The sequence below is a fragment of the Pseudomonas sp. Z1-12 genome (assembly GCF_051132015.1).
GTDB lineage: Bacteria > Pseudomonadota > Gammaproteobacteria > Pseudomonadales > Pseudomonadaceae > Aquipseudomonas > Aquipseudomonas zanjanensis.
Genome location: NZ_CP071647.1, coordinates 2846476 through 2870395, shown reverse-complemented (window position 1 = coordinate 2870395; position 23920 = coordinate 2846476). Strand labels below are relative to the sequence as shown.

The following is a 23920-nucleotide window of genomic DNA, read 5'->3' as shown; positions in this document are numbered from 1 at the left end:
CCGTTTGCGGCGCTTGCTCCAGGGTGTCGACCAGGCTGTGCAGGGCCACCTGCACATAATCACAGATACGTTGCGCACCGACCCGGGACTCGACCTGCACCGTCAGGCTGAAGCCTTCGCCCAGGTCATCGACGTTCAGCGTCAGCGGATAGTTGGTGCGCTCCTCGCTGGACAACATTTGCATGCCGCTCCAGGCGGACAAGCCCTCATCGGTCACCTGCAGCGAACTGTGGCGGAAGTTCAACAGCGCACTGAACAACGGCGCTGGCGAGGCCACGTCACTGCAGCGTTGGGCCAGGGCCAGGGAAGCATGCTCATGCCCCAGCAGCCCGGTCAGGCGCCCATGGGTGGTCTTCACCGCGTCCCGCACGCTTTGCTCATTCACCGGCACGCAGATCGGCAAGGTGTTGATGAACATGCCCAGGGCCCGGTCGGCCCCGTCGCCGCCTTGCATCCGGCCCAGCAGGACCGTGCCGAAGACCACGTTCTCCTGGCCCGACGCCACGGCCAGGACCTGGGCCCAGGCCAGGTGGACCAGGCTGGCGGCACTGACGCCAAGCTGCCGGGCTTGAGTCCGCAGGCGCAGGCTCAAGGCGTCATCGACAAATACCTTCACTTCTTCGATGCCGTGCCCGTCACCCTGGACCTGGGCCAGGCCGAATGGCAGCGTCGGCTCATCGATATCGCCGAGCATTTCGCGGAAAAACGCTTCGTGCTCCTGCTCGCTCGTCCCCAGCCGGGCCTGGGCCACGTAATTGCGGTACGGCACCGATGCGGTCAGGTGTTCGTCCTGGCCCAACAGGTGCATTTGCATCTCATGTTGCATCACATCCAGGGCGGTGTGGTCCAGCGCCATGTGATGGAACAACAGGATCGCTACCCAGCGATCCTGGGCCTCGTCCTGTGCATACGCCAGGTGCAACAGCGGGGCCCGGCCCAAGTCCAGGCGACAGTGCCGCGCATCGAAGCGGTTGGCCAGTTGCGTGGCCATGTCTCCGGCCGTGGCATCGGGAACGATGCATTGCGGTTCCAGCACCACCTGGCGCCAGACCACTTGCACCGGCTCATCCAACCCTTCCCAGACCACACTGGTGCGCAGGATGTCGTGGCGATCGATCACCACTTGCAGTGCACCGATGAACGCGTCCAGGCGCTCACGGTTGTCGAAGGCAAACTGTGACTGCAACACGTAGGGGTCGCCTTGTTCGGCGGCCAGGTGGTGATAGAGGATGCCTTCCTGCAACGGCGCCAGCGGATAGATATCCTGCACGTTGCGCGCACCACCTGGCACCGTGGCGACGATCTGGTCGAGGGTGTCCTGGGTCAGGTTGACCAGCGGCAACAACTCGGGGGTGATGCGTTCACAATCCAAAGGAATCAGGTTCGCCGGCACACTGACTTCCCGACCGCTGCCAATCGCCGCGGCCAGTGCGGCCAGGGTCGGTTGGCTGAACAGCACGCGCACGTCGGCGCTCAAGCCGATTTGGCGCATGCGTTCGATCAGCGTCACGGCCAGCAGCGAATGGCCGCCCAGTTCGAAGAAGTTGTCGTGGCGACCGACCTGTTCCACATTCAGCAACTCGGCCCACATGCCGGCCAAGACCTGTTCAACCTCACCCAGCGGTGCCTCGTAGGCCTGGCTGGCGTAGGCCTCGGCGTGCGGTGCCGGCAGGGCCTTGCGATCCACCTTGCCGTTGAGCGTCAACGGGAACGCCGACAACATCACGAACGCGGCAGGCACCATGTAGTCGGCCAGGGTCGCGGACAATCGCTCGCGCAAGTCCGCCACGGTCAGCGTGACCTGCGGCTGGGCAATGGCATAGGCCACCAGGCGCTTTTCGCCCGATTCATCGACCCGCATCAGCACCACCGCATCCTTGACGCCATCACAGGCCACCAGCTTGGCTTCGATCTCGCCCAGTTCGATGCGGAAACCGCGGATCTTCACCTGGTCGTCGTTGCGCCCCAGGCACTCCAGGCGGCCCTCCGGCAGCCAGCGACCGAGGTCGCCGGTGCGGTACAGCAACGCGTCGGGTTCATGGCTGAACGGGTCGGCGATGAATTTTTCCGCGGTCAGGTCCGGCCGGTTCAGGTAACCCTTGGCCACGCCCTTGCCGCCAATGTACATCTCGCCGACGACACCCAACGGCGCCAACTGCTGGCGCGCATCGAGCACGTACACCTGGGTGTTGCCGATCGGTCCGCCGATGGGCACGCATTCGGCATCCGCCGCCACGGCCTTCACTTCAAAGGTGGTGGCATAGGTGGTGGTTTCGGTCGGGCCATAGCAGTGCACCAGACGCAGGTCGGGCGCCAGCTCCAGCAAGCGCCGGAACGATGCCACATCGGCCCGTTCCCCGCCGCACAGCAGGATGCGCAGGCCGCCGATGGCCTGGGGAATCAGTTGCACGTACTGGTTGAAGATCGCCGTGGTCACGAACAGCACCGTGACCCCCGAATCCTTCAGCACCTGGGCAAACCGCGCAGGTTCCAGCAGGGTTTCATGGTCGATCACCACCACTTGCCCGCCATTGAGCAAGGCGCCCCAGACGTCCATGGTGCTGGCGTCGAACGCCGGGTTGGAAGCGAAGGCGATGCGGTCGTGCTCGTTGAAATCGGCGTAACCGTTGTTGATCACCAGGCGGTTGATGGCCCGATGGGGAACCAGCACGCCTTTCGGGGTGCCGGTGGACCCCGAGGTGTACATGATGTAGGCGATCGATTCACTGGGCTGCGCCAATGCCGGGTTGTGCACCGGGCCCTGGCTGTCCAACGTGTCCAGGTCGATGCGCCGCGCGCCTTCCGGCACGGTCTCGGTACTGAGTGTCAGCAGGCACTGGGCCTGGCAATCGTCGAGCATGAACCTTTGACGTTCCAGGGAGGCGTTGCGGTCCAAGGGCACATAGGCCGCCGCGCACTTGAGGATCGCCAACTGACTGGCCAGCAACTCGATGGAACGGGGCAACAGGATCGCGACGCAGTCATCCGGTTGCACACCGAGGCCGATCAGGTGATGGGCCAGTCGAATGGCCCGCTCGTTCAACTCCCCGTAACTCACGTGCCGCGGTCCATGCACCACTGCAATCACGTGTGGCAGGTGCGCGGCCTGGGCCTCGAACAGGGCCAGGACGGTCTGCTCCTGCGGATAGGCACGCTTGGTGGCGTTGAAATCCACCAGCAGTTGGTTACGTTCGGTTTCCGGCAGGATCTCCAGGCGGTTGAGTGGTGTCTGGGGCGCGTGTTCGAGGGCCTGCACCAGGCTTTCCAGGGCCGTGTGCATGTAGGCGCAGATACGAGAGGCACCCACTCCTTGCAACACCAGGGCGCTCAATATGAAGCCGTCGCCCAGGTCATCCACCGACAGGGTCAGTGGGTAATTGGTCCGTTCTTCGTTGCCCAGGAACTCGATGCCCTGCCACGCGGCCAGGGTTTCATTCGAGACCTCGGCCGCAGCGCTGGCGCTGTGCCGATAATTGAGCAGCGCGCTGAACAGCGGCAGCGGCGCGACCACGCCACTGCAACGCTGGGCCAAGGCCAGCGAGGCGTGTTCATGGCCCAACAACCCGGTCAGCCGTGCGTGAGTGGCTTTCACCCCATCGCGCACGCCTTGGCTGCTTACTTCGATCCGCAACGGCAAGGTGTTGATGAACATGCCCAGCGCCCGGTCGGCGCCATCGCCGCCCTGCATCCGCCCCAGCAGGACCGTACCGAACACCACATCGTCCTTGCCCGACACACGCCCCAGTACCTGCGCCCAGGCCAGGTGAACCAGGCTGGCGGCACTCACGCCCAACTGCCGTGCTTGTGCCCGCAGACGCAGGCTCAAGGTCGCCTCGACAACGTGCCGGGCATGCTCGATGTCCTGCCCCTCGCCGCTCACGTCCTGCAAGCCGAACGGCAGCGTCGGTTCGTCGACATCGCCGAGCATCTCGCGGAAAAACCCTTCGTGCTCTTGTTGACTCACACCCAGGTGCGCTTGCGCCACATAGTTGCGGTACGGCATCGCCACGGCCAGTTGGTCGGCCTGGCCCAGCAGGTGCGCCTGCATCTCTTGCTGCACCACTTCCAGCGCCGTGTGGTCGAGGGCCATGTGGTGGAACAACAACACCGCCACCCAGCGCTGGTTGATCGCGTCTTCGGCAAAGACCAGGCGCATCAGGGGGGCCTGGGTGATGTCCAGCCTGTAGTGCTGCGGGTCGAAACCGTTCTGCAACTGCGCCGCGATCTCGCCCTCGGCAATGTCCAGGGCGATCTCTTCCAGATGCAGTTTCGCTTCGCGCCACACCACTTGGATCGGCGTATCGAAGCCTTGCCACACCACACTGGTGCGCAGGATGTCGTGCCGGTCGATGACGTATTGCAGCGCGTCCACAAACGCCACCAGCCGGTCGCGACTTTGCAGTTCGAACACGGTTTTCAAGACATAGGGGTCGCCCTGCTCGGCGGCCAGGTGATGGTAAAGAATGCCGTCCTGCAGCGGCGCCAGCGGGTAGATGTCCTGCACGTTCGGCGCCCCTCCTGGCACCGTCGCCACGACCCGGTCAATGGCCGCCTGATCAAGCTGGATCAGCGTGAGCATGTCCGGGGTGATCCGTTCACAGGCCGGGACAATCCGGTTTACCGGGACATCCACCTCCCGACCACTGCCGATGGCCGCGCCCAGCGCGGCCAAGGTCGGCTGGCTGAACAGCACCCGCACGTCGGCGCTCAAGCCGGCCTGGCGCATGCGTTCGATCAGCGTGACCGCCAGCAGCGAATGACCGCCCAACTCGAAGAAATTGTCGTGGCGACCGACCTGGTCAACCCTGAGCAGCTCGGCCCAGAGTTGGGCCAGTAACTGCTCGACCTCGCCTTGCGGCGCTTCATATTCACGGCTGACGTAGGCGTCGCTGTCCGGCGCCGGCAGTGCACGGCGATCCAGTTTGCCGTTGGCGGTCAACGGCAGTCCGTCGAGGCGAACATAGGCCACCGGAATCATGTAGTCCGGCAATTGCCCCTGCAGATGACTACGCAGGGTCTCGATGTGCGGCGCAACGTCCAGGTCCCGCGGCGTGAAGTACGCCACCAGGCGTTTCTCACCCGGAACGTCTTCAAGCACCAGCACCACGACGTCCTTGACGTCATCCTGCGCGGCCAACCGGGCTTCGATCTCGCCCAACTCGATACGGAAACCACGGATCTTCACCTGGTCGTCGTTACGCCCCAGGTAATCCACCGTGCCGTCCGCACGCCAGCGCGCCAGGTCGCCGGTGCGGTACAGCAACGCATCCGGATCGGCATTGAACGGGTCGGCGACGAACTTCTCGACGGTCAGCTCAGGGCGATTCAAATACCCTTTCGCCACGCCGTCGCCACCGATGTACAACTCGCCGGCCACGCCGATGGGCACCGGTTGTTGATTGGCGTCCAGCACATAGACGTGGGTATTGCCAATCGGACGACCGATGGGAATACCGCCCTCGCCCACCTGCTTGATTTCGTAGGTGGTGGTGAAGGTGGTGGCTTCGGTCGGGCCGTAACCGTTGAGCAGATGAGCCGGCGCGCCTTCTTTCAGGACGCGGCCGATCACGGCTGGGTCGAGTACATCGCCACCAACGATCAAGTAGCGCAACTGGGCGAACGCCGTCGTCAGCCCGGCGGCGTATTGATGGAACAGGCCGGCGGTCATCCACAACACGCTGATCGATTGTTCGAGCAACAGCGCGTGGAAATCCGCCTGGGACAGCAACACGTCCTGGTCGACCACCACCACGCAACCGCCATTGAGCAACGGTGCCCAGACATCGAGGGTGCTGGCGTCGAACGCCGGGTTGGAGGCGAAGGCGACCCGGTCCTGGGCGTTGAAATCGGCGTAGCCGTTGTTGATCACCAATCGGTTGATCGCCCGGTGCGGCACCAGCACTCCTTTCGGTGTGCCAGTGGAACCGGAGGTGTACATGATGTAGGCCACCGATTCGCTGCTTTGCACCAGGTCGAGGTTATCAGCGGCCTCGTCGAAGACCAGCGTATCCAGATCCACCCGTAGCGAGGCTTCAGGCGCTAGCACGGTGCTCGACGTCAGCACGATTTTCGCCCCGCTGTCCTGCACCATGAACTGTTGCCGCTCCAGCGGCGCGCTGACATCCAGCGGGACGTAGGCAGCGGCACACTTGAGGATCGCCAGTTGGCTGACCAGCAGCTCGAGCGAACGCTCCAGTGCAATCGCCACCCGATCACCCGGTTGCACACCAAGGCCGACCAGATGACGGGCCAGGCGATTGGCCCGGCGGTTCAATTCGGCATAGGTCAGGCGTTGCGCATTGTGTACGGCGGCAATGGCTTGCGGACGTTCCTGGGCCTGCGCCTCGAACAGGCCGTGGACGGTCCTGTCCTGGGGATAGCGCCGGGTGGTGGCGTTGAAGTCGGTCAGTATCTGTTGGCGCTCGGCTTGCGGCAGTACCGCCAGCGTCTGCAAGCGCGATGCAGGGGTGGATTCCAATGCCGTGGCCAGGCTTTGCAGCGCGGTCGCCATGTAGGCACAGACCCGCTGCGCACCGACACCGCTCGTGGCCAGGACGGTCAGGGCGAAATCTTCACCCAAGTCGTCGACACACAGCGTCAATGGGTAGTTGGTGCGTGCTTGGCCACCCAGCGTCTCAATGCCATGCCAGGCCGACAGCGCCGCCTCGGTATCGGCCTGTTCGCTGGAGTTGCGGTAGTTCAACAAGGCGCTGAACAGCGGCAGTGGCGCGACCACGCCGCTGCAACGCTGGGCCAGGGCCAGCGAGGCGTGCTCGTGGCCCAACAGTGCGGTCAGTTGCCCGTGGACCGCCTTGACGCCGGCCTTGACGTCCTGGTCGCCAACGCTCACGCGAATCGGCAAGGTGTTGATGAACATGCCCAACGCACGGTCAGCGCCCTGGCCGCCCTGCATCCGGCCCATCAGCACGGTACCGAACACCACGTCCTGCTTGCCGGACGCCTGCCCCAACACCTGCGCCCAAGCCAAGTGATGCAAGCTCGCGACCCCCACGCCCGACTGGCGTGCCAGGCGCCGCAGCCGCCGACTCAAATCGCTGTCGAGCACCAGGCTCGCATCCTCGATGTCATGGCCGTCACCCTGCACCTGCTGCAAACCGAACGGCAGCGTGGGTTCGTCGACATCGCCAAGCATGTCGCGGAAGAACCCTTCCTGCGCCTCACGATCCACCCCCAGGCAAGCCTGGGCCACGTAGTTGCGATACGGCACCGGGACGTCCAATTGACCGGCTTGCCCCAACAGGTACGCCTGCATCTCGACCTGTACGACTTTCAGCGCCGCATGATCAAGCGCGATGTGATGGAACAACAGCATCGCCAGCCAGCGCTGGTTGGGCGTGTCTTGTGCAAAGGCCAGGCGCATCAGCGGTGCCTGGGTCATGTCCAAGGCGTAGTGCCGGGGATCGAAACGGTGTTGCAGCTGTTGGGTGATCGCTCCGGCCTGTGGGTCCAGCGCCAGTTCTTCAAGCCCCAGCCGCGCTTCGCGCCAGACCACTTGTCGAGGCTCGTCGAGACCTTCCCAGAGAATGGCGGTGCGCAAGATGTCATGACGGTCGATGACGCTTTGCAGGGCCTGGGTGAAAGCATCGAGGCGCTCGCGGCTGTCGAAGGCAAACTGCGCCTGCAAGACATAGGGATCGCCCTGCTCGGCCGACAGGTGATGGTAAAGGATGCCTTCCTGCAGCGGTGCCACCGGGTAAATCTCTTGCACGTTGCGCGCCCCACCCGGCACGGTCGACACGATGAGATCGATGGCGTCCTGGTCGAGGCTGGTCAGCGTCAGCATGTCAGGGGTGATCCGCTCGCAGCCGAACGGGATGCCGTTGGCCGGCACGTCGATTTCACCGCCGCCACCCACGGCCGCCGCCAACGCGGCGAGGGTGGGCTGGCCGAACAGGATACGCACGTCGGCGCTCAAGCCGGCCTGGCGCATCCGCTCGATCAGCGTGACCGCCAGCAGCGAATGCCCGCCCAGTTCGAAGAAATGGTCGTGGCGACCGACGCGCTCGACCTTGAGCAACTCGGACCAGATGTGCGACAGGGTGACCTCGACCTCGCCTTGCGGCGCTTCGTAGCCACGGGAGATAACGGCATCGAGATCCGGTGCAGGCAGGGCCTTGCGGTCGAGTTTGCCGTTCGGTGTCAATGGCAATGCGTCGAGGCGCACGTAGGCGGCCGGCACCATGTAGGCCGGCAATTGCGCTTGCAGGTGCGTGCGCAGGATTTGAATGTCCAGCGCTTCGTCTGCCGAGTGCTGGGTGAAATAGGCCACCAGGCGCTTGTCGCCCGGCACGTCTTCACGGGCCAGGACCACGGCTTCCTTCAGCGCATCGTGTCGGGCAAGTTTGGCTTCGATCTCGCCCAATTCAATGCGGAAACCGCGAATCTTCACTTGGTCGTCATTTCGGCCCAGGTACTCGATGTTGCCGTCCGGCAGGTAGCGACCCAAGTCGCCGGTTTTGTACATGCGGGCGTTTGAAGCTTTGCTGAACGGATCCTTGAGGAAACGCTCAGCCGTCAGGTCATCACGATTGAGATAACCGCGAGCGACCCCGGCACCACCGATGTAGATTTCGCCCGGCACGCCCAACGGCACCGGTTGTTTGTGCTCGTCCAGCAAGTAGAACTGGGTGTTGGCCACCGGTTTACCGATGTGCGCGGCAAACCCGTCTTCGCGGGCCATCGACACCCAGCTTGAATAGGTCGTGGTTTCCGAAGGGCCGTAGAGGTTGCATAGGCGCTTGACCTGGGTCTGTTCGAACAACGCTTCCACCAAGCTGCGCTTGAGCGCTTCACCGGCGACATTAACCGTGTCGACGCCCTCGCCCAACCCGCCGGACTCCAGCAACGCCTTGAGCGCCGACGGCACCGTATTGATCAAGGTGATGTCGTGCTCGCCCTGTTGCAGTTCCAGCACATTAGTGACCACGTCGATGCGGCCACCCGAGGTCAACGGGGCGAAGCATTCGTAGACCGCCAGGTCGAAGTTCAGCGACGTCGAGAACAAGGTTTTCGACAGGGTTTGAGCGTCAAATGAGCAATGCGCCCAAGTGAGGAAGTTCACCGTATTGCGGTGTTCGATCATCACGCCTTTAGGCAGACCGGTCGAACCCGAGGTGTAGATGACGTAAGCCAAGTGCGAGGAGATCAGCGCCTTGATCTCTGGATTCAGGATAGACTCGTCCTGCCACAGCCCGCTGTCCAAATCGATCACTGGCATCGATGCGTCTGCCAGCAACCCGAGGGTCGCCGCCTGGGCCAACACCGCCGCCGGCGCACTGTCTTCCAGCATGTAGGCAATCCGATCCAACGGATACGCCGGATCCAGCGGCACATAACCGCCACCGGCCTTGAGAATTGCCAGCAGGCCCACGACCATGTCGATGCCGCGCTCGACACAGATCGCCACTCGCGAATCCGGCTGTACACCTTGCTTACGCAGGTAATGGGCCAGACGGTTGGCCCGTTCGTTCAGGTCCCCATAGCTCAGGCTCTGCTCGCCACAGATCACCGCCACGGCCTCCGACGTACGCTGCACTTGCTCTTCAAACAGCCCATGAATCGTCTGCTGCTGCGGATAATTGGCCTCGGTGGCGTTGAACGTCACCAGCAATTGCTCACGTTCCAAGGCCGGCAGGATCGACAATTGCTGCAAGGGCATGTCCGGCTGCTGCTCGAGCATGCGGACCAGGTTTTCCAGGGTGTGCCGCACATAACCACAAAGCCGCTGCGCACCAATGCGGGCCGGGGTCATGACGGTAAAGCTGAACGCTTCGCCCTGGTCGTCCACCGACAACGTCAACGGGTAGTTGGTCCGCTCCTCGCTACTGAGCACCTGGATACCGTTCCAGGCCGGCAATAGCTCGATCGCGGTGGTCGCCCCGGTATGGCGATAGTTGAGCAAGGCACTGAACAATGGGGTTGGCGCTTGCACGCCACTGCAACGTTGCGCCAGCGCCAATGAGGCGTGCTCGTGCCCCAGTAACGCAGTCAATTGCACATGGGTGGCCTTGACGCCGGCACGGATGCTGGCTTGCGCCACACTCACCCGCAAGGGCAGCGTATTGATGAACATGCCCAGCGCCCGATCGGCGCCCTCGCCACCCTGCATCCGCCCCATCAGCACCGTGCCGAACACCACATCGTCCTTGCCCGACACCTTGCCCAGGACTTGCGCCCAAACCAGGTGATACAAGCTCGCCGCGCTCACCCCGAGCTGACGCGCCTGGGCCCGCAGCCGGCGGCTGAGGCCAGGCTCGACGTCCTGGCGGACCTCCTCGATGCCGCTGCCATCGCCTTGCACATCCTGCAACTCGAACGGCAGCGTCGGTTCGTCGACGTCGCTGAGCATGTCGCGGAAAAAACCTTCGTGGGCGCCGCTGCTCACCCCCAGGCGGGCCTGAGCCACATAGTTGCGGTAAGGCACCGCGGCGCCCAACTGTTCGACCTCTCCCGAGAAACAGGCCTGTATTTCGTGTTGCAGCACTTCCAGTGCGGTGTGGTCCAGCGTCATGTGGTGGAACAGCAACATCGCCAGCCAGCGGTCATTATCCGTGTCGTAGGCATGCACAAGACGCAGCATCGGTGCCTGGGTAATATCCAGACGGTGATGCCGGGAATCGAAACGCTCATGCAGTTGCGTCGCGGCATCGCCGTCGACCGGGTCCAGCGCGACCTCTTGCCGTCTCAACAGGGCTTTGCGCCAGACGATCTGCAAGGGTTGCTCGAACCCTTCCCAACGTATCGATGTCCTGAGAATGTCGTGACGATCGATCACCTGTTGCAACGCGCGCGAGAAGTCCTCCAGGCGCCCGTGGGTCTCGAAAGCGAACAGCGTCTGGAGCAGATAGGGATCGCCCTGCTCGGCCGAGAGGTGATGGTAAAGAATGCCTTCCTGCAAGGGAGCCAGCGGATAGATGTCCTGCACATTGCGCGCACCGCCCGGTACGGTCGATACGATGCGCTCGATAGCGTGCGGGTCCAGAGCAACCAGCGGCAGCATCGCCGGGGTGATGTGCTCACAGTCCAAGGGAATCAAGTTCGCCGGGACGCTGACCTCGCAGCCACTGCCGACGGCGGCGGCCAGCGCGGCCAGGGTCGGTTGGCTGAACAGCACGCGCACGTCGGCACTCAAGCCGACCTGGCGCATCCGCTCGATCAGGCTGACCGCCATGAGCGAATGCCCGCCCAGCTCAAAGAAATTATCGTAACGACCCACCTGCTCGACCTTGAGCAGCTCGGACCAGATCCGCGCCAGCGCCGTTTCGACCTCGCCTTGCGGGGCTTCATAACCACGGCCTGAATAGGCATCACTGTCAGGAACCGGCAAGGCCCGACGGTCGAGTTTACCGTTCGGGGTCAGGGGCAAGGCGTCCAGGCGCATGTAGGCCGCCGGCACCATGTGGCCGGGCAAGTGCACCTGCAGTTGTTCGCGCAGGTTGTCGGCTGTCAGCCCTTGGTCCAGGCTGTCGTGTGCCGTGTAGTACGCCACCAGGCGCTGGTCATCCGGGGCCCCTCCCACCGCGACGACAACGGCCTCCCGGACTCCGGCGCACGCGCCGAGCCTGGCTTCTATTTCACCCAACTCGATGCGCAAGCCGCGAATCTTCAGTTGGCTGTCGTTGCGCCCCAGGTAGTCGATGTTGCCGTCCGGCAAATAGCGCCCCAGGTCACCGGTGCGGTACATCCGCGCCTCCTGCACGGTGCTGAACGGGTCCTTCACAAAACGCTCGGCGGTCAATTGCGCACGGTTCAAATAACCCCGCGCAACCCCGGCGCCACCAATGTACAGCTCACCCGCGACGCCGACCGGAACCGGTTGCAGGTGGGCATCGAGCAGGTAGACCTGGGTGTTGGCCACCGGCCTGCCGATATGCAGCACCGCTTGCGAGGCATCGATCCGCCCCGAGGTGGCCACCACTGTCGTTTCCGTGGGGCCGTAGTTGTTGATCAGTTCGAAAGGCAGATCGGCCGGCAGTTTGCGCAAGCGGTCACCGCCAATCAGCAAGGTGCGCAATTGATCGTGTCCCAGGTTGCGGCCAAACGCGTATTCGGCAATGGGCGTGGGCAGGAAGCACACGTCCAGCGCCTGGGCCTGCCACCAGTCGAGCAGCGCGCCGACGTCCTCGCTGCCCGCCTGGGCCGGCGGTAACAGCAACGTCGCCCCCGCGCACAACGAAGGCCAGATCTCCCAGGCCGCCGCATCGAAACCGAAACCGGCGACACTGGAGGTGCGGCTGCCGCGTTTCACATCGAAGGCCTGGCAATGCCAGCCCACCAGGTTGCTGAGGTTGCGATGCTCGACCATCACGCCCTTGGGCAGGCCGGTCGAGCCGGACGTGTAGATCACATACGCCAGGTGATGGGCTTCGAGCCCCGGCACCTCGGGGCTGGAGACGGATTCGTCCTGCCAATCGCCGCTATCGAGATTGATGACTGGCACCGAACCAGCGGCCAGCGAACCCTGGGTGACGGTCTGCGCCAACACCGCAACCGGTGCGCTGTCCTGCAGCAGATAGGCAATACGTTCCGCCGGATACGCCGGGTCCACGGGGACATAGCCGGCCCCGGCCTTCAGCACGCCCAACAGGCCGACGACCATTTCCAGGCTCCGCTCGACACAGATCGCCACCCGGTCGTCCGGCCGGACGCCCAAAGCCAAGAGGTGATGCGCGAGCTGGTTCGCACGGGCGTCGAGTTCGCCGTAGGTCAGCGCCTGGTCTGCATACACCACCGCCACCGCTTGCGGGTTGGCCGCGGCCTGGGCTTCGAACTGCCGATGGATCAGCAGGTCATGGGTATAGGTCGCCCCTGTCGCATTCCAGGTCTCGAGCAATTGCTTGCGTTCGGCCGGCGGCAAGATTGCCAGGCTGTGCAGCGGCGTCTGTGGTGTATGTTCCAGCGCGTCGACCAGGCTTTCCAACGCCACTTGCATATAGCCACAGATGCGTTGGGCACCGATCCGGGACTCGACCAGCACCGTCAGGCTGAAGTCTTCACCCAGGTCATCGACGCTCATCGTCAGCGGATAATTGGTGCGTTCTTCGCTACCCAGTGCTTCGATGCCTTGCCAGGCTGACGAGGTTCGCAGCGCGATGGGCTCGGCGACCGAATGTCGGTAATTGAGCAACGCGCTGAACAACGGCGTCGGCGCCATGACGCCGCTGCAACGTTGGGCCAACGCCAGGGAGGCATGCTCATGCCCCAGCAGCCCACTCAGGCGCGCATGGGTCGCCAGCACGCCGGCCCGCACACTTTGCGCACCGACCTGCACGCCAATCGGCAAGGTGTTGATGAACATCCCCAATGCGCGGTCGGCACCCTCGCCACCCTGCATCCGACCCATCAGCACCGTGCCGAACACCACGTCTTCACGACCCGAGACCCGGCCCAGTACCTGGGCCCAGGCCAGGTGATGCAAGGCTGCCGCACTCACCCCCAAGCGGCGGGCCTGGGTACGCAGGCGTCGACTCAAGTCGGACGCGATAGCCTGTCGGGCTTCCTCGATACCGCTGCCATCGCCAAGGACATCCTGCAGACCGAACGGCAGCGTCGGTTCGTCGATGTCGCCGAGCATCGCACGGAAAAACCCTTCGTGTTCTTCACGACTCACACCCAGGCATACCTGGGCCACATAGTTGCGGTAAGGCACCGCCTCGCCCAACTGGCCGGCCTGGCCCAGCAGGTACGCCTGCATCTCGTGCCGCACCACTTCCAGCGCCGTGTGGTCGAGCGCCATGTGATGGAACAGCAACGTCGCCACCCAACGCTGGTTGACGGTGTCCTCTGCGAACCGGACGCCCATCAACGGCGCCTGGCGGATATCCAGGCGCTGGTGACTGACGTCGAAGCTCGCCTTCAACTGGCTGAGAATGTCACCGTCCTCATGCTGCGGGACGACGTGCTCAATACCCAATACCGCCTTGCGCCAGACCACTTGCACCGGTTCGTCCAGCCCTTCCCAGGCCATGGATGTCCTCAAGATGTCGTGGCGGTCAATGACGCTTTGCAGGGCCTGGGTGAACGCGTCGAGGCGTTCGCGGCTGTCAAAGGCAAACTGCGCCTGCAGCACGTAGGGGTCACCTTGTTCGGCGGCCAGGTGATGATAAAGAATGCCTTCCTGCAGCGGCGCCAACGGATAGATGTCCTGCACGTTGCGCGCACCACCCGGCACGGTCGACACGATGCGGTCGATGGCATCCTGGTCGAGGCTTGTCAGCGTCAGCATGTCGGGCGTGATCCGCTCGCAGTCGGGCGTAATCCGATTGACTGGCACCACGATTTCGTTGCTGCCGCCCACTGCCGCCGCCAACGCCCCGAGGGTTGGTTGCCCGAACAAGATGCGCACGTCGGCGCTCAAGCCGGCCTGGCGCATCCGCTCGATCAGGCTGACGGCCAACAGCGAATGCCCGCCCAGTTCGAAGAAGTGATCGTGGCGACCGACCTGTTGCAGGCCCAGCAGGTCTTGCCAGATCCGCGCCAGGGTGGTTTCAACCTCGCCGTGCGGGGCTTCGTAGCCACGCGTCACCAGCGCATCGAGGTCTGGCGCCGGCAGGGCCTTGCGGTCGAGCTTGCCGTTGGGGGTCAGTGGCAAGGCATCCAGGCGCACGTAGGCCACCGGCACCATATAGGCCGGCAACTGTGCTTGCAGGTGCGCGCGCAGGGCTTCGATGTCCAGCACTTCGCCCGACGAATGCTGAGTGAAATAGGCCACCAGGCGCTTGTCGCCCGGCACGTCTTCACGGGCCAGCACCACGGTTTCGTTCAAGGCCTCGTGTTGAGCGAGCTTGGCTTCGATCTCGCCCAGCTCGATGCGGAAACCGCGGATCTTGACCTGATCGTCGTTGCGACCCAGGTATTCGATGTTGCCGTCCGGCAGGTAGCGACCCAAGTCGCCGGTTTTGTACATGCGGGCATTGGGAACATTACTGAATGGGTCTTTCAGGAAACGCTCGGCGGTCAGGTCGTCGCGGTTCAAATAACCCCGCGCCACCCCGGCGCCACCGATATAGATTTCACCCGGCACGCCCATCGGCACCGGTTGTTTGTGCTCGTCCAGCAGGTAGAACTGGGTGTTGGCCACCGGTTTGCCGATATGGGCGACAAACCCGTCTTCACGGGCCATCGACACCCAGCTTGAATAAGTCGTGGTTTCCGAAGGGCCATAGAGGTTGCACAGGCGCTTGACCTGGGTCTGTTCGAACAATGCTTCCACCAGGCTGCGCTTGAGCGCTTCCCCTGCGACGTTCACCGTATCGACACCCTCGCCCAACCCGCCGGACTCCAGCAACGCCTTGAGCGCCGACGGCACGGTGTTGATCAGGGTGATGTCGTGCTCGCCCTGTTGCAGTTCCAGCACATTAGTGACCACCTCGATGCTGCCGCCCGAGGTCAGCGGCGCGAAGCATTCGTAGACGGCCAGGTCGAAGTTCAGCGACGTCGAGAACAGGGTTTTCGACAACGTGGCGTCATCGAACGAACGATGGGCCCAGGTCAGGAAGTTCACCGTGTTGCGGTGTTCGATCATTACGCCTTTAGGCAGACCGGTCGAACCGGAGGTGTAGATGACGTAAGCCAGGTGCGAGGAGGTCAACTCTGCCACCTCGGGATTCAGGACGGATTCGTCCTGCCACAAACCGCTGTCGAGATTGATCACTGGCATCGATGCGTCTGCCAGCAATCCGAGGGTCGCCTTCTGCGCCAATACCGCCGCTGGGGCGCTGTCGTCCAGCATGTAGGCAATCCGGTCCAGCGGATACGCCGGGTCCAGCGGCACATAACCGCCGCCAGCCTTGAGAATCGCCAACAGCCCCACGACCATGTCGATGCCGCGCTCGACGCAGATCGCCACCCGCGAATCCGGCTGCACGCCCTGCTTGCGCAGGTAATGGGCCAGACGGTTGGCCCGCTCGTTCAACTCACGATAAGTCAGGCGTTGCTCGCCGCGAATCACCGCGACGGCATCCGGCGTACGCTGCACCTGTTCCTCGAACAGCCCATGAATCGTCTGCTGCCGCGAATAGTCGGCCTCGGTGGCGTTGAATGTCACCAGCAGTTGCTCACGTTCCGCCGCCGGCAAGATCGTCAAATCAGCCAATGACGCCCCAGCCGCACCCTCCAACGCCACGACCAGGCTCGTCAATGCCGCTTCCATATAAGCGCCGATCCGTCGTGCGCCGATTTCGGCCACCGCCTGAACGGTCAGGCTGAAGCCTTGGCCGAGATCGTCCACCGACAGCACCAGTGGATAGTTGGTGCGTTCTTCGCCACTCAGTTCCTCAATCCCTTCCCAGCTCGACGACGCTTGCAGCGCGTCAGGCTCGGCGAGCGAATGACGGTAGTTGAGCAACGCACTGAACAATGGCGTCGGTGCAACCACGCCGCTGCAACGCTGGGCCAACGCCAGGGAAGCATGCTCATGGCCCAACAGCCCGCTCAGCCGCGCATGGGTCGCCAGCACACCGGCCCGCACGTTTTGCGCACCGACGCGCACACTGATCGGCAAGGTGTTGATGAACATGCCCAATGCCCGATCAGCGCCCTCGCCGCCCTGCATCCGACCCATCAACACCGTGCCGAACACCACGTCTTCGCGCCCCGAAACCCGACCCAGCACCTGGGCCCAGGCCAAGTGATACAGGCTCGCGGCGCTCACGCCCAATTGGCGCGCCTGCAGGCGCAGACGGCGGCTCAGCTCCGTCGAGATAGCGTGCTGCGCCTCCTCGATACCGCTGCCATCGCCACGGACGTCCTGCAAGCCGAACGGCAGCGTCGGTTCGTCGATGTCGCCGAGCATCGCGCGGAAAAATGTTTCGTGTTCTGCACGACTCACACCCAGGCACACCTGGGCCACATAGTTGCGGTAAGGCACCGCCTCGCCCAACTGGACGGCCTGACCCAGCAAGTGCACCTGGATCTCGTGGCGCATCACTTCCAACGCCGTGTGGTCCAGCGCCATGTGATGGACCAGTAGGGTCGCCAGCCAACGCTGGTTGACGGCGTCCTCTGCGAACCGAACCCACATCAACGGCGCCTGGCGGATATCCAGGCGGTGGTGACTGACGTCGAAGCTCGCTTTCAACTGACTGAGGATATCGCCCGCCTCAGGGTCCAGGGCCACGTGTTCAGCACCCAGTACCGCCTTGCGCCAGACCACTTGCACCGGTTCGTCCAGCCCTTCCCAGGCCATGGATGTCCTCAAGATGTCGTGGCGGTCGATCACCCCCTGCAAGGCTTGGGTGAACGCGTCGAGACGCTCGCGGTTGGCGAAGGCGAATTGCGCCTGCAGCACGTAGGGATCGCCATGTTCAGCGGCGAGGTGATGGTAAAGGATGCCTTCCTGCAAGGGAGCCAGCGGATAGATGTCCTGCACGTTGCGCACACCGCCCGGCACCGTCGATACGATGCGGTCGATGGCCTCCTGACTCAACGTCGCCAGCGGCAGCATGGCTGGGGTGATGTGTTCGCAACCCAAAGGAATCAGGTTTGCCGGGACAGTCACCTCGTTGCCAGTGCCCACTGCGGCGGCCAGCGCGGCCAAGGTCGGTTGATTGAATAATATGCGCACATCGGCGCTCAACCCGGCCTGGCGCATCCGTTCGATCAACGTGACCGCCAACAGGGAATGGCCGCCCAGTTCGAAGAAATGGTCGTAACGACCGACTCGCTCGACCTTGAGCAGGTCTTGCCAGAGCTGCGCCAGGGCAATTTCGGTGTCGCCTAGCGGGGCTTCGTAGCCACGCGTCACCAGCGCATCGAGGGCTGGCGCTGGCAGGGCCTTGCGGTCGAGTTTGCCGTTGGGGGTCAGGGGCAATTCCGCCAGGCGCACGTAGGCCACCGGCACCATGTAGGCCGGCAACAATGCCTGCAGGTGGGCGCGCAGGGTTTCGATGTCTACTGTTTCATCCAGCGAGTGCTGGGTGAAATAGGCCACCAGGCGCTTGTCACCCGGCACGTCTTCACGGGCCAGGACTGCGGTTTCGTTGATATTTGGAGCCTGGGCGAGCTTGGCTTCGATCTCGCCCAGCTCGATGCGGAAACCACGGATCTTGACCTGATCGTCGTTGCGGCCCAGGTATTCGATGTTGCCGTCCGGCAGGTAGCGACCCAAGTCGCCGGTTTTGTACATGCGGGCATTGGGAACCTTGCTGAATGGGTCTTTCAGGAAACGCTCGGCGGTCAGGTCGTCGCGGTTCAAATAACCCCGCGCCACCCCGGCGCCACCGATGTAGATTTCACCCGGCACGCCCAGCGGCACCGGTTGTTTGTGCTCGTCCAGCAGGTAGAACTGGGTGTTGGCCACCGGTTTGCCGATGTGCGCGGCAAACCCGTCTTCGCGGGCCATCGACACCCAGCTTGAATAGGTCGTGGTTTCCGAAGGACCGTAGAGGTTGCACAGGCGCTTGACCTGGGTCTGTTCGAACAACGCTTCCACCAGGCTGCGCTTGAGCGCTTCCCCTGCGACGTTGACCGTATCGACACCCTCGCCCACCCCGCCGGACTCCAGCAACGCCTTGAGCGCCGACGGCACGGTGTTGATCAGGGTGATGTCGTGCTCGCCCTGTTGCAGTTCCAGCACATTAGTGACCACGTCGATGCTGCCGCCCGAGGTCAGCGGTGCGAAGCACTCATAGACCGCCAAGTCGAAGTTCAGCGAGGTCGAGAACAAGGTTTTCGACAGGGTTTTGGCGTCAAACGAACGATGCGCCCAGGTCAGGAAATTCACCGTATTGCGGTGTTCGATCATCACGCCTTTAGGCAGACCGGTCGAACCCGAGGTGTAGATGACGTAAGCCAGATGCGAGGACGTCAGCTCATCGACCTCCGGATTCTGGATGGATTCGTCCTGCCACAAACCACTGTCGAGATCGATCACCGGCATCGATGCTGCTGCCAGCAACTCAAGGGTCGCCGTCTGCGCCAGCACCGCCGCCGGCGCGCTGTCGTCCAGCATGTAGGCAATCCGATCCAACGGATACGCCGGATCCAGCGGCACATAACCGCCGCCGGCCTTGAGAATTGCCAGCAGCCCCACGACCATGTCGATACCGCGCTCGACGCAGATCGCCACTCGGGAATCGGGCTCCACGCCCTGCTTGCGCAGGTAATGGGCCAGGCGGTTGGCCCGCTCGTTCAACTCACGATAAGTCAGACGCTGCTCGCCACGAATCACCGCCACGGCATCCGGCGTACGCTGCACCTGCGCCTCGAACAGCCCGTGAATCGTCTGTTGTTGCGGATAGTCGGCCCCGGTGGCGTTGAACGTCACCAGCAGTTGCTCGCGCTCCAATGCCGGCAAAATCGTCAAATCCGCCAGTGGCGATTCAATCCCGCGCTCCAACGCCGCCGCCAGGCTCGTCAATGCCGCTTCCATATAGGCGCCGATTCGCCGCGCGCCGATTTCGACCACCGCTTGAACGGTCAGGCTGAAGCCGTCGCCGAGATCGTCCACCGACAGCGTCAGCGGATAGTTGGTGCGTTCTTCGCCACTCAGAATCTCTGCCCCGGCCCAGCGACGCCCTTCACCGACCTCCTTGGGTGCCTGCGCCGCCACGGCAGTCTGCCGGTAGTTCATCAGCGCGCTGAACAAGGGGGTCGGCGCGGCGACGCCGCTGCAACGCTGCGCCAGGGACAACGGCGCGTGCTCATGCCTGAGCAGGGTCGCCAACCGTGCGTGGGTCGCTTTCAGCGCGGCCAGTACCCCCTGCCCTCCCGCCTCGACGCGCAAGGGCAGCGTGTTGACGAACATGCCCAGGGCATGGCCGGCTTCCTGCCCACTGTGCAGGCGGCCCATCAGTACCGTGCCGAACACCACCTCCTGGCGACCGGACAAACGCCCCACCACCTGACCCCAGGCCAAGTGGTGCAGACTGGCCGTACTCACGCCCAAGCGCCGTGCCTGGGTACGTAGCCGTTGGGCCAGGTCGGCGGCCAGCGGCAACACGATTTCTTCGACACCGACACCGTCGCCCTGCACATCCCGCAGACCGAACGGCAATGTCGGTTCGTCTATGTCCCCCAGCATCTCGCTGAAGAACGCCTCATGGTGTTCTTGATTTCCCGCCAACCGCACCTGCGCCACATAGTTGCGGTAAGGCACCGACACCGGCAGTTCAGCCGACCGGCCCTCCAGATGCGCCTCGATCTCCTTGCCCAACATCCCCAGGGAGGTGGCGTCGTCAATCAGGTGATGGAACAACAACACCGCGACCCAGTTGCCGTGGGTGACATCTTCGGTGAAATGAAGGCGCATCATCGGCGCCTGGCGCAGGTCGAAGCGGGTGTGGCGCGGATCGAAACGGCGCTGCATCTGGCCGGCGATATCGCCTTCAGCCGCGTCCAGCCCGAGTTCTTCGACCATCAGCCGTGCCTGACGCCAGACCACTTGGACCGGCTCGTCCAAGCCTTCCCACGCCACCGAGGTGCGCAGAATGTCATGGCGTTCGATCGCCACTTGCAGGGCCTGCACAATCGCATCGAGCTGTTCGCGACTGTCGATGCGCAACAGAATCTGCAACAGGTACGGATCGCCTTCCTCGGTCGCCAGGTGGTGATACAGGATGCCTTCCTGCAACGGCACGAGCCCGTAGATATCCTGGACGTTGGCTACGCCGCCCGGTATTGCCGCGACCACCCGATCGACCTCGTCCTGGGTCAGTGTTGCCAGTGGCAGCATGTCCGGTGTGATGCGTTCGACCCCATGGGCAATCCTGTTGCCCGGTACGGCGATGCCATTGCTGGCACCCGTGGCGGCGGCCAGCGATGCCAACGTCGGCTGGCCGAAGAGAACCCCCACATCGGCATGCAGCTTGACCTGGCGCATGCGTTCGATCAGCTTGACCGCCAGCAACGAGTGGCCGCCCAGTTCGAAGAACCGATCGTGTCGACCCACCTGTTCCACACCGAGCAGTTCGGCCCAAAGCCTGGCCAGCACCGTTTCCACTTCGCCTTCAGGGGCTTCGTAGTTGCGACGGGCATAAGCCTGTGAGTCAGGCGCCGGCAGCGCCTTGCGGTCCAGCTTGCCGTTGGTCGTCAGTGGGAGCGCATCCAGCAACACGAATGCACTCGGCACCATGTAGTCCGCCAACAGACCCAGCAATTGGTCTCGCAGGTCAGCCGCCGAGAGTTGCGCGCCGGCGTCGGCCACGACATAAGCGACCAGGCGCCTGTCCCCCGGACTGTCTTCGCGGGCGATCACCACCGCGTCGCGCACCTGCGCGCATTCCGTCAGCTTCGCCTCGATCTCACCCAGTTCAATGCGGAAACCACGGATCTTTACCTGTTCATCGTTGCGACCCAGGTATTCCAGTTCACCGTTTTTCCGCCAGCGGCCAAGGTCCCCGGTACGGTACATTCGCGCATGAGCCGCGCCGTCGAACGGGTCGGCGAGGAATCGCGTTTCGTTAAGCTCGGGCCGGTTGAGGTAACCCCGCGCCACGCCCGCGCCTCCCACATACAACTCGCCCTCCACGCCTACCGGCACCGGTTGGCCGTACTGGTCGAGCAGGTACAGGCGCAGATCGGGAATGCGCTTGCCGATGGGACTCACGCCGGTCGACTGTGCGTCGGCTGCTTCAAGCGGACGGTACGTCACGTGCACCGTTGTTTCGGTGATGCCGTACATGTTCACCAACTGTGTCCCGGCATTGGTCTCACGGGCATACCACGGCTTGAGCATCCCGGTTTCCAGCGCTTCGCCGCCAAAGATCACCTGGCGCAGGCTGTGGCGCAGATCGCTCTCACCCTGGGCCGCGATCAGTTGCCGGAAAGCGCTTGGCGTCTGGTTCAGCACGGTCACACCGGCTTCGCACAGCAGCGCATAGCAGTCTTGCGGGGAACGACTGACCAGTTGCGGCACCACCAGCAAGCGGCCACCGTGGGTCAACGCGCCCCAGATTTCCCAGACCGAGAAATCGAAGGCGAAGGAATGAAACAGCGCCCACACGTCCTGCGGACCAAAATCGAACCAGGGCTGGGTCGCCGAAAACAGCCGTGCGACGTTGCGGTGCTCGACCATCACGCCCTTGGGCAGGCCGGTCGATCCCGAGGTATAGATCACATAGGCCAAGTGGTGAGAGGCCAGGGCGCGCACATCAGGGTTGAACCGTGGCTGTGCGCTGATACCCGCCGCCTCGGCCTGGTCGAGCAACAACACCGGGACTTGCAAGGCGGGCAGCTGAACCTGCAGCGTCGATTGAGTGAGCAAAGCAACCGGCGCACTGTCGTCGAGCATGAAGGCCAGGCGCTCCCGAGGATAGGCCGGATCCAGCGGCACATAACCAGCACCGGACTTCAGGATGCCCAGCAGGCCGACGATCATGTCCAGACCGCGCTCAACACAGATCGCCACCCGGTCGTCCGGGCGGACGCCGAGGACCAACAAATGGTGCGCCACCTGGTTCGCCCGGGCGTTGAGTTCGCCATAAGTCAAGCAGCGGTCTTCGTGCACCACCGCTACCGCGTCGGCTTGAGCCCGCGCCTGCGCTTCGAACAGGCCATGGATCGTGTGGTCATGCTCATACGTGCGCGCATCGCTCGCGTTCCAGGCCTGAAGCATGTCCGCTTCGGTCGCGGTCGGCAGAACAAAGCCCTCGATTGGCAACGTATCGTCACGCAAGCCTTGTTCCAGCACATGCATGAATCGGTCGGCCATCGACTCGATTTCATCGGCCTGGAAGTAGCTTTCGTTGTAGATCCAGTGCAGCCAGGCATTATCGTCGTGCGGATTGCTGCGGATATGGATGGACAGCGGCATCTGCTCCTGGCCGTTCGAGCCCATCACAAAATGAGCCGGCGCCTGTCCGAACATGAACCGACGATCTTCCTGCTCATAGGAAAATGAAACGTCGAACAGTTGCGCGCGGTTGTCGCGCCGCAGCTCCAGCGAACGGTTCATCTCGCTCAGGGGGAACCGCTGGTTGCGATAATCCTGTTTGAGTGTGCGGGTCACGCCACGTATCAACTCACCAAATGACAAGTCGCTGGCGAACTTGAACCGCACGGCACTAACCTGCGTGAACAACCCCGCCGTTTTCTTGAAGGTTGCATTGGGTCGGTTCAGGATCGGCAGGCCGATCACCAACTCATCGCGCTGGGTGCTCCGTATGAAAAAGACATACAGTGCAGCCAGCAGCACCGAAAAACGTGACGCCTGGTGCGCTTGCGCCAAGACCTCGATTCGGTCGCTCAAGCTGTGGGCGAAGCGATACAAGGCTTGAGCACTGGGCGCCAGGACCCCGGGCTGCTGATCATGGTGACGCGCGACGAACAGTGGATCCGGAACGTCCTGGTATTTGTCCAGCCAGTACGCCTCATCGAGCTTGAAACGAGGGGAATCACGATAGCGGGCATCCTCGTCGATGAAGCCGACATAGGACGGTGCCGACACGTCAGGCGGCTGCTGGTTTTCCAGGGCGTCATAAAGCTCACCCAGCGAAGTGAGCACCAAGCCGACGCCCCACCCGTCCAGGATGATGTGGTGAAGGTGCATCACAAAATAAAACGACGAGTCACCGAGTTTAGCCAGATAGAAACGGAATAAAGGGCTTTCATCCAACCTGATGGCGACCGCCATCCTTTGTTGCATCCAGGCATGGACCGCTGCCTCCGGATCAGGCCGATCCGAAAAATCCAGCACGGGAACCCGCGCCTCCAACGCCTCTGCCATGGTCTGCATGGGCACGCCGTCGGCGCCGTAGTGCAACACCGTACGCAGGGCATCATATTTTTCAATCAGCAGGTCGACCGCCTGCTGAAAACGCTCAGGATCGATGGCGCCCTGGATATGGAGATAGCCACCAATGTTGTACAGGGGGGAATCGCCCTTGGTCATCTGGTCCAGCCAGATGTCCCGCTGTGCTGTCGTCAGAGGGTAAGGTGTCGAGTGCTGGAGAGACTGATTCAT

The 23920-nt window shown here is 63.2% G+C and carries 1 protein-coding gene (cut by a window edge); it reads right to left on the bottom strand.

The genetic code is table 11. The features are described 5' to 3' along the window. A protein-coding gene (locus J3P85_RS12370; protein ID WP_434706016.1) for a non-ribosomal peptide synthase/polyketide synthase crosses the window boundary here: on the bottom strand, positions 1–23920 show its 5' portion. It extends 5111 nt beyond the left edge of the window; 23920 of the gene's 29031 nt are visible here — the first part of the coding sequence; the start codon lies at positions 23918–23920; its stop codon lies beyond the left edge, outside the window.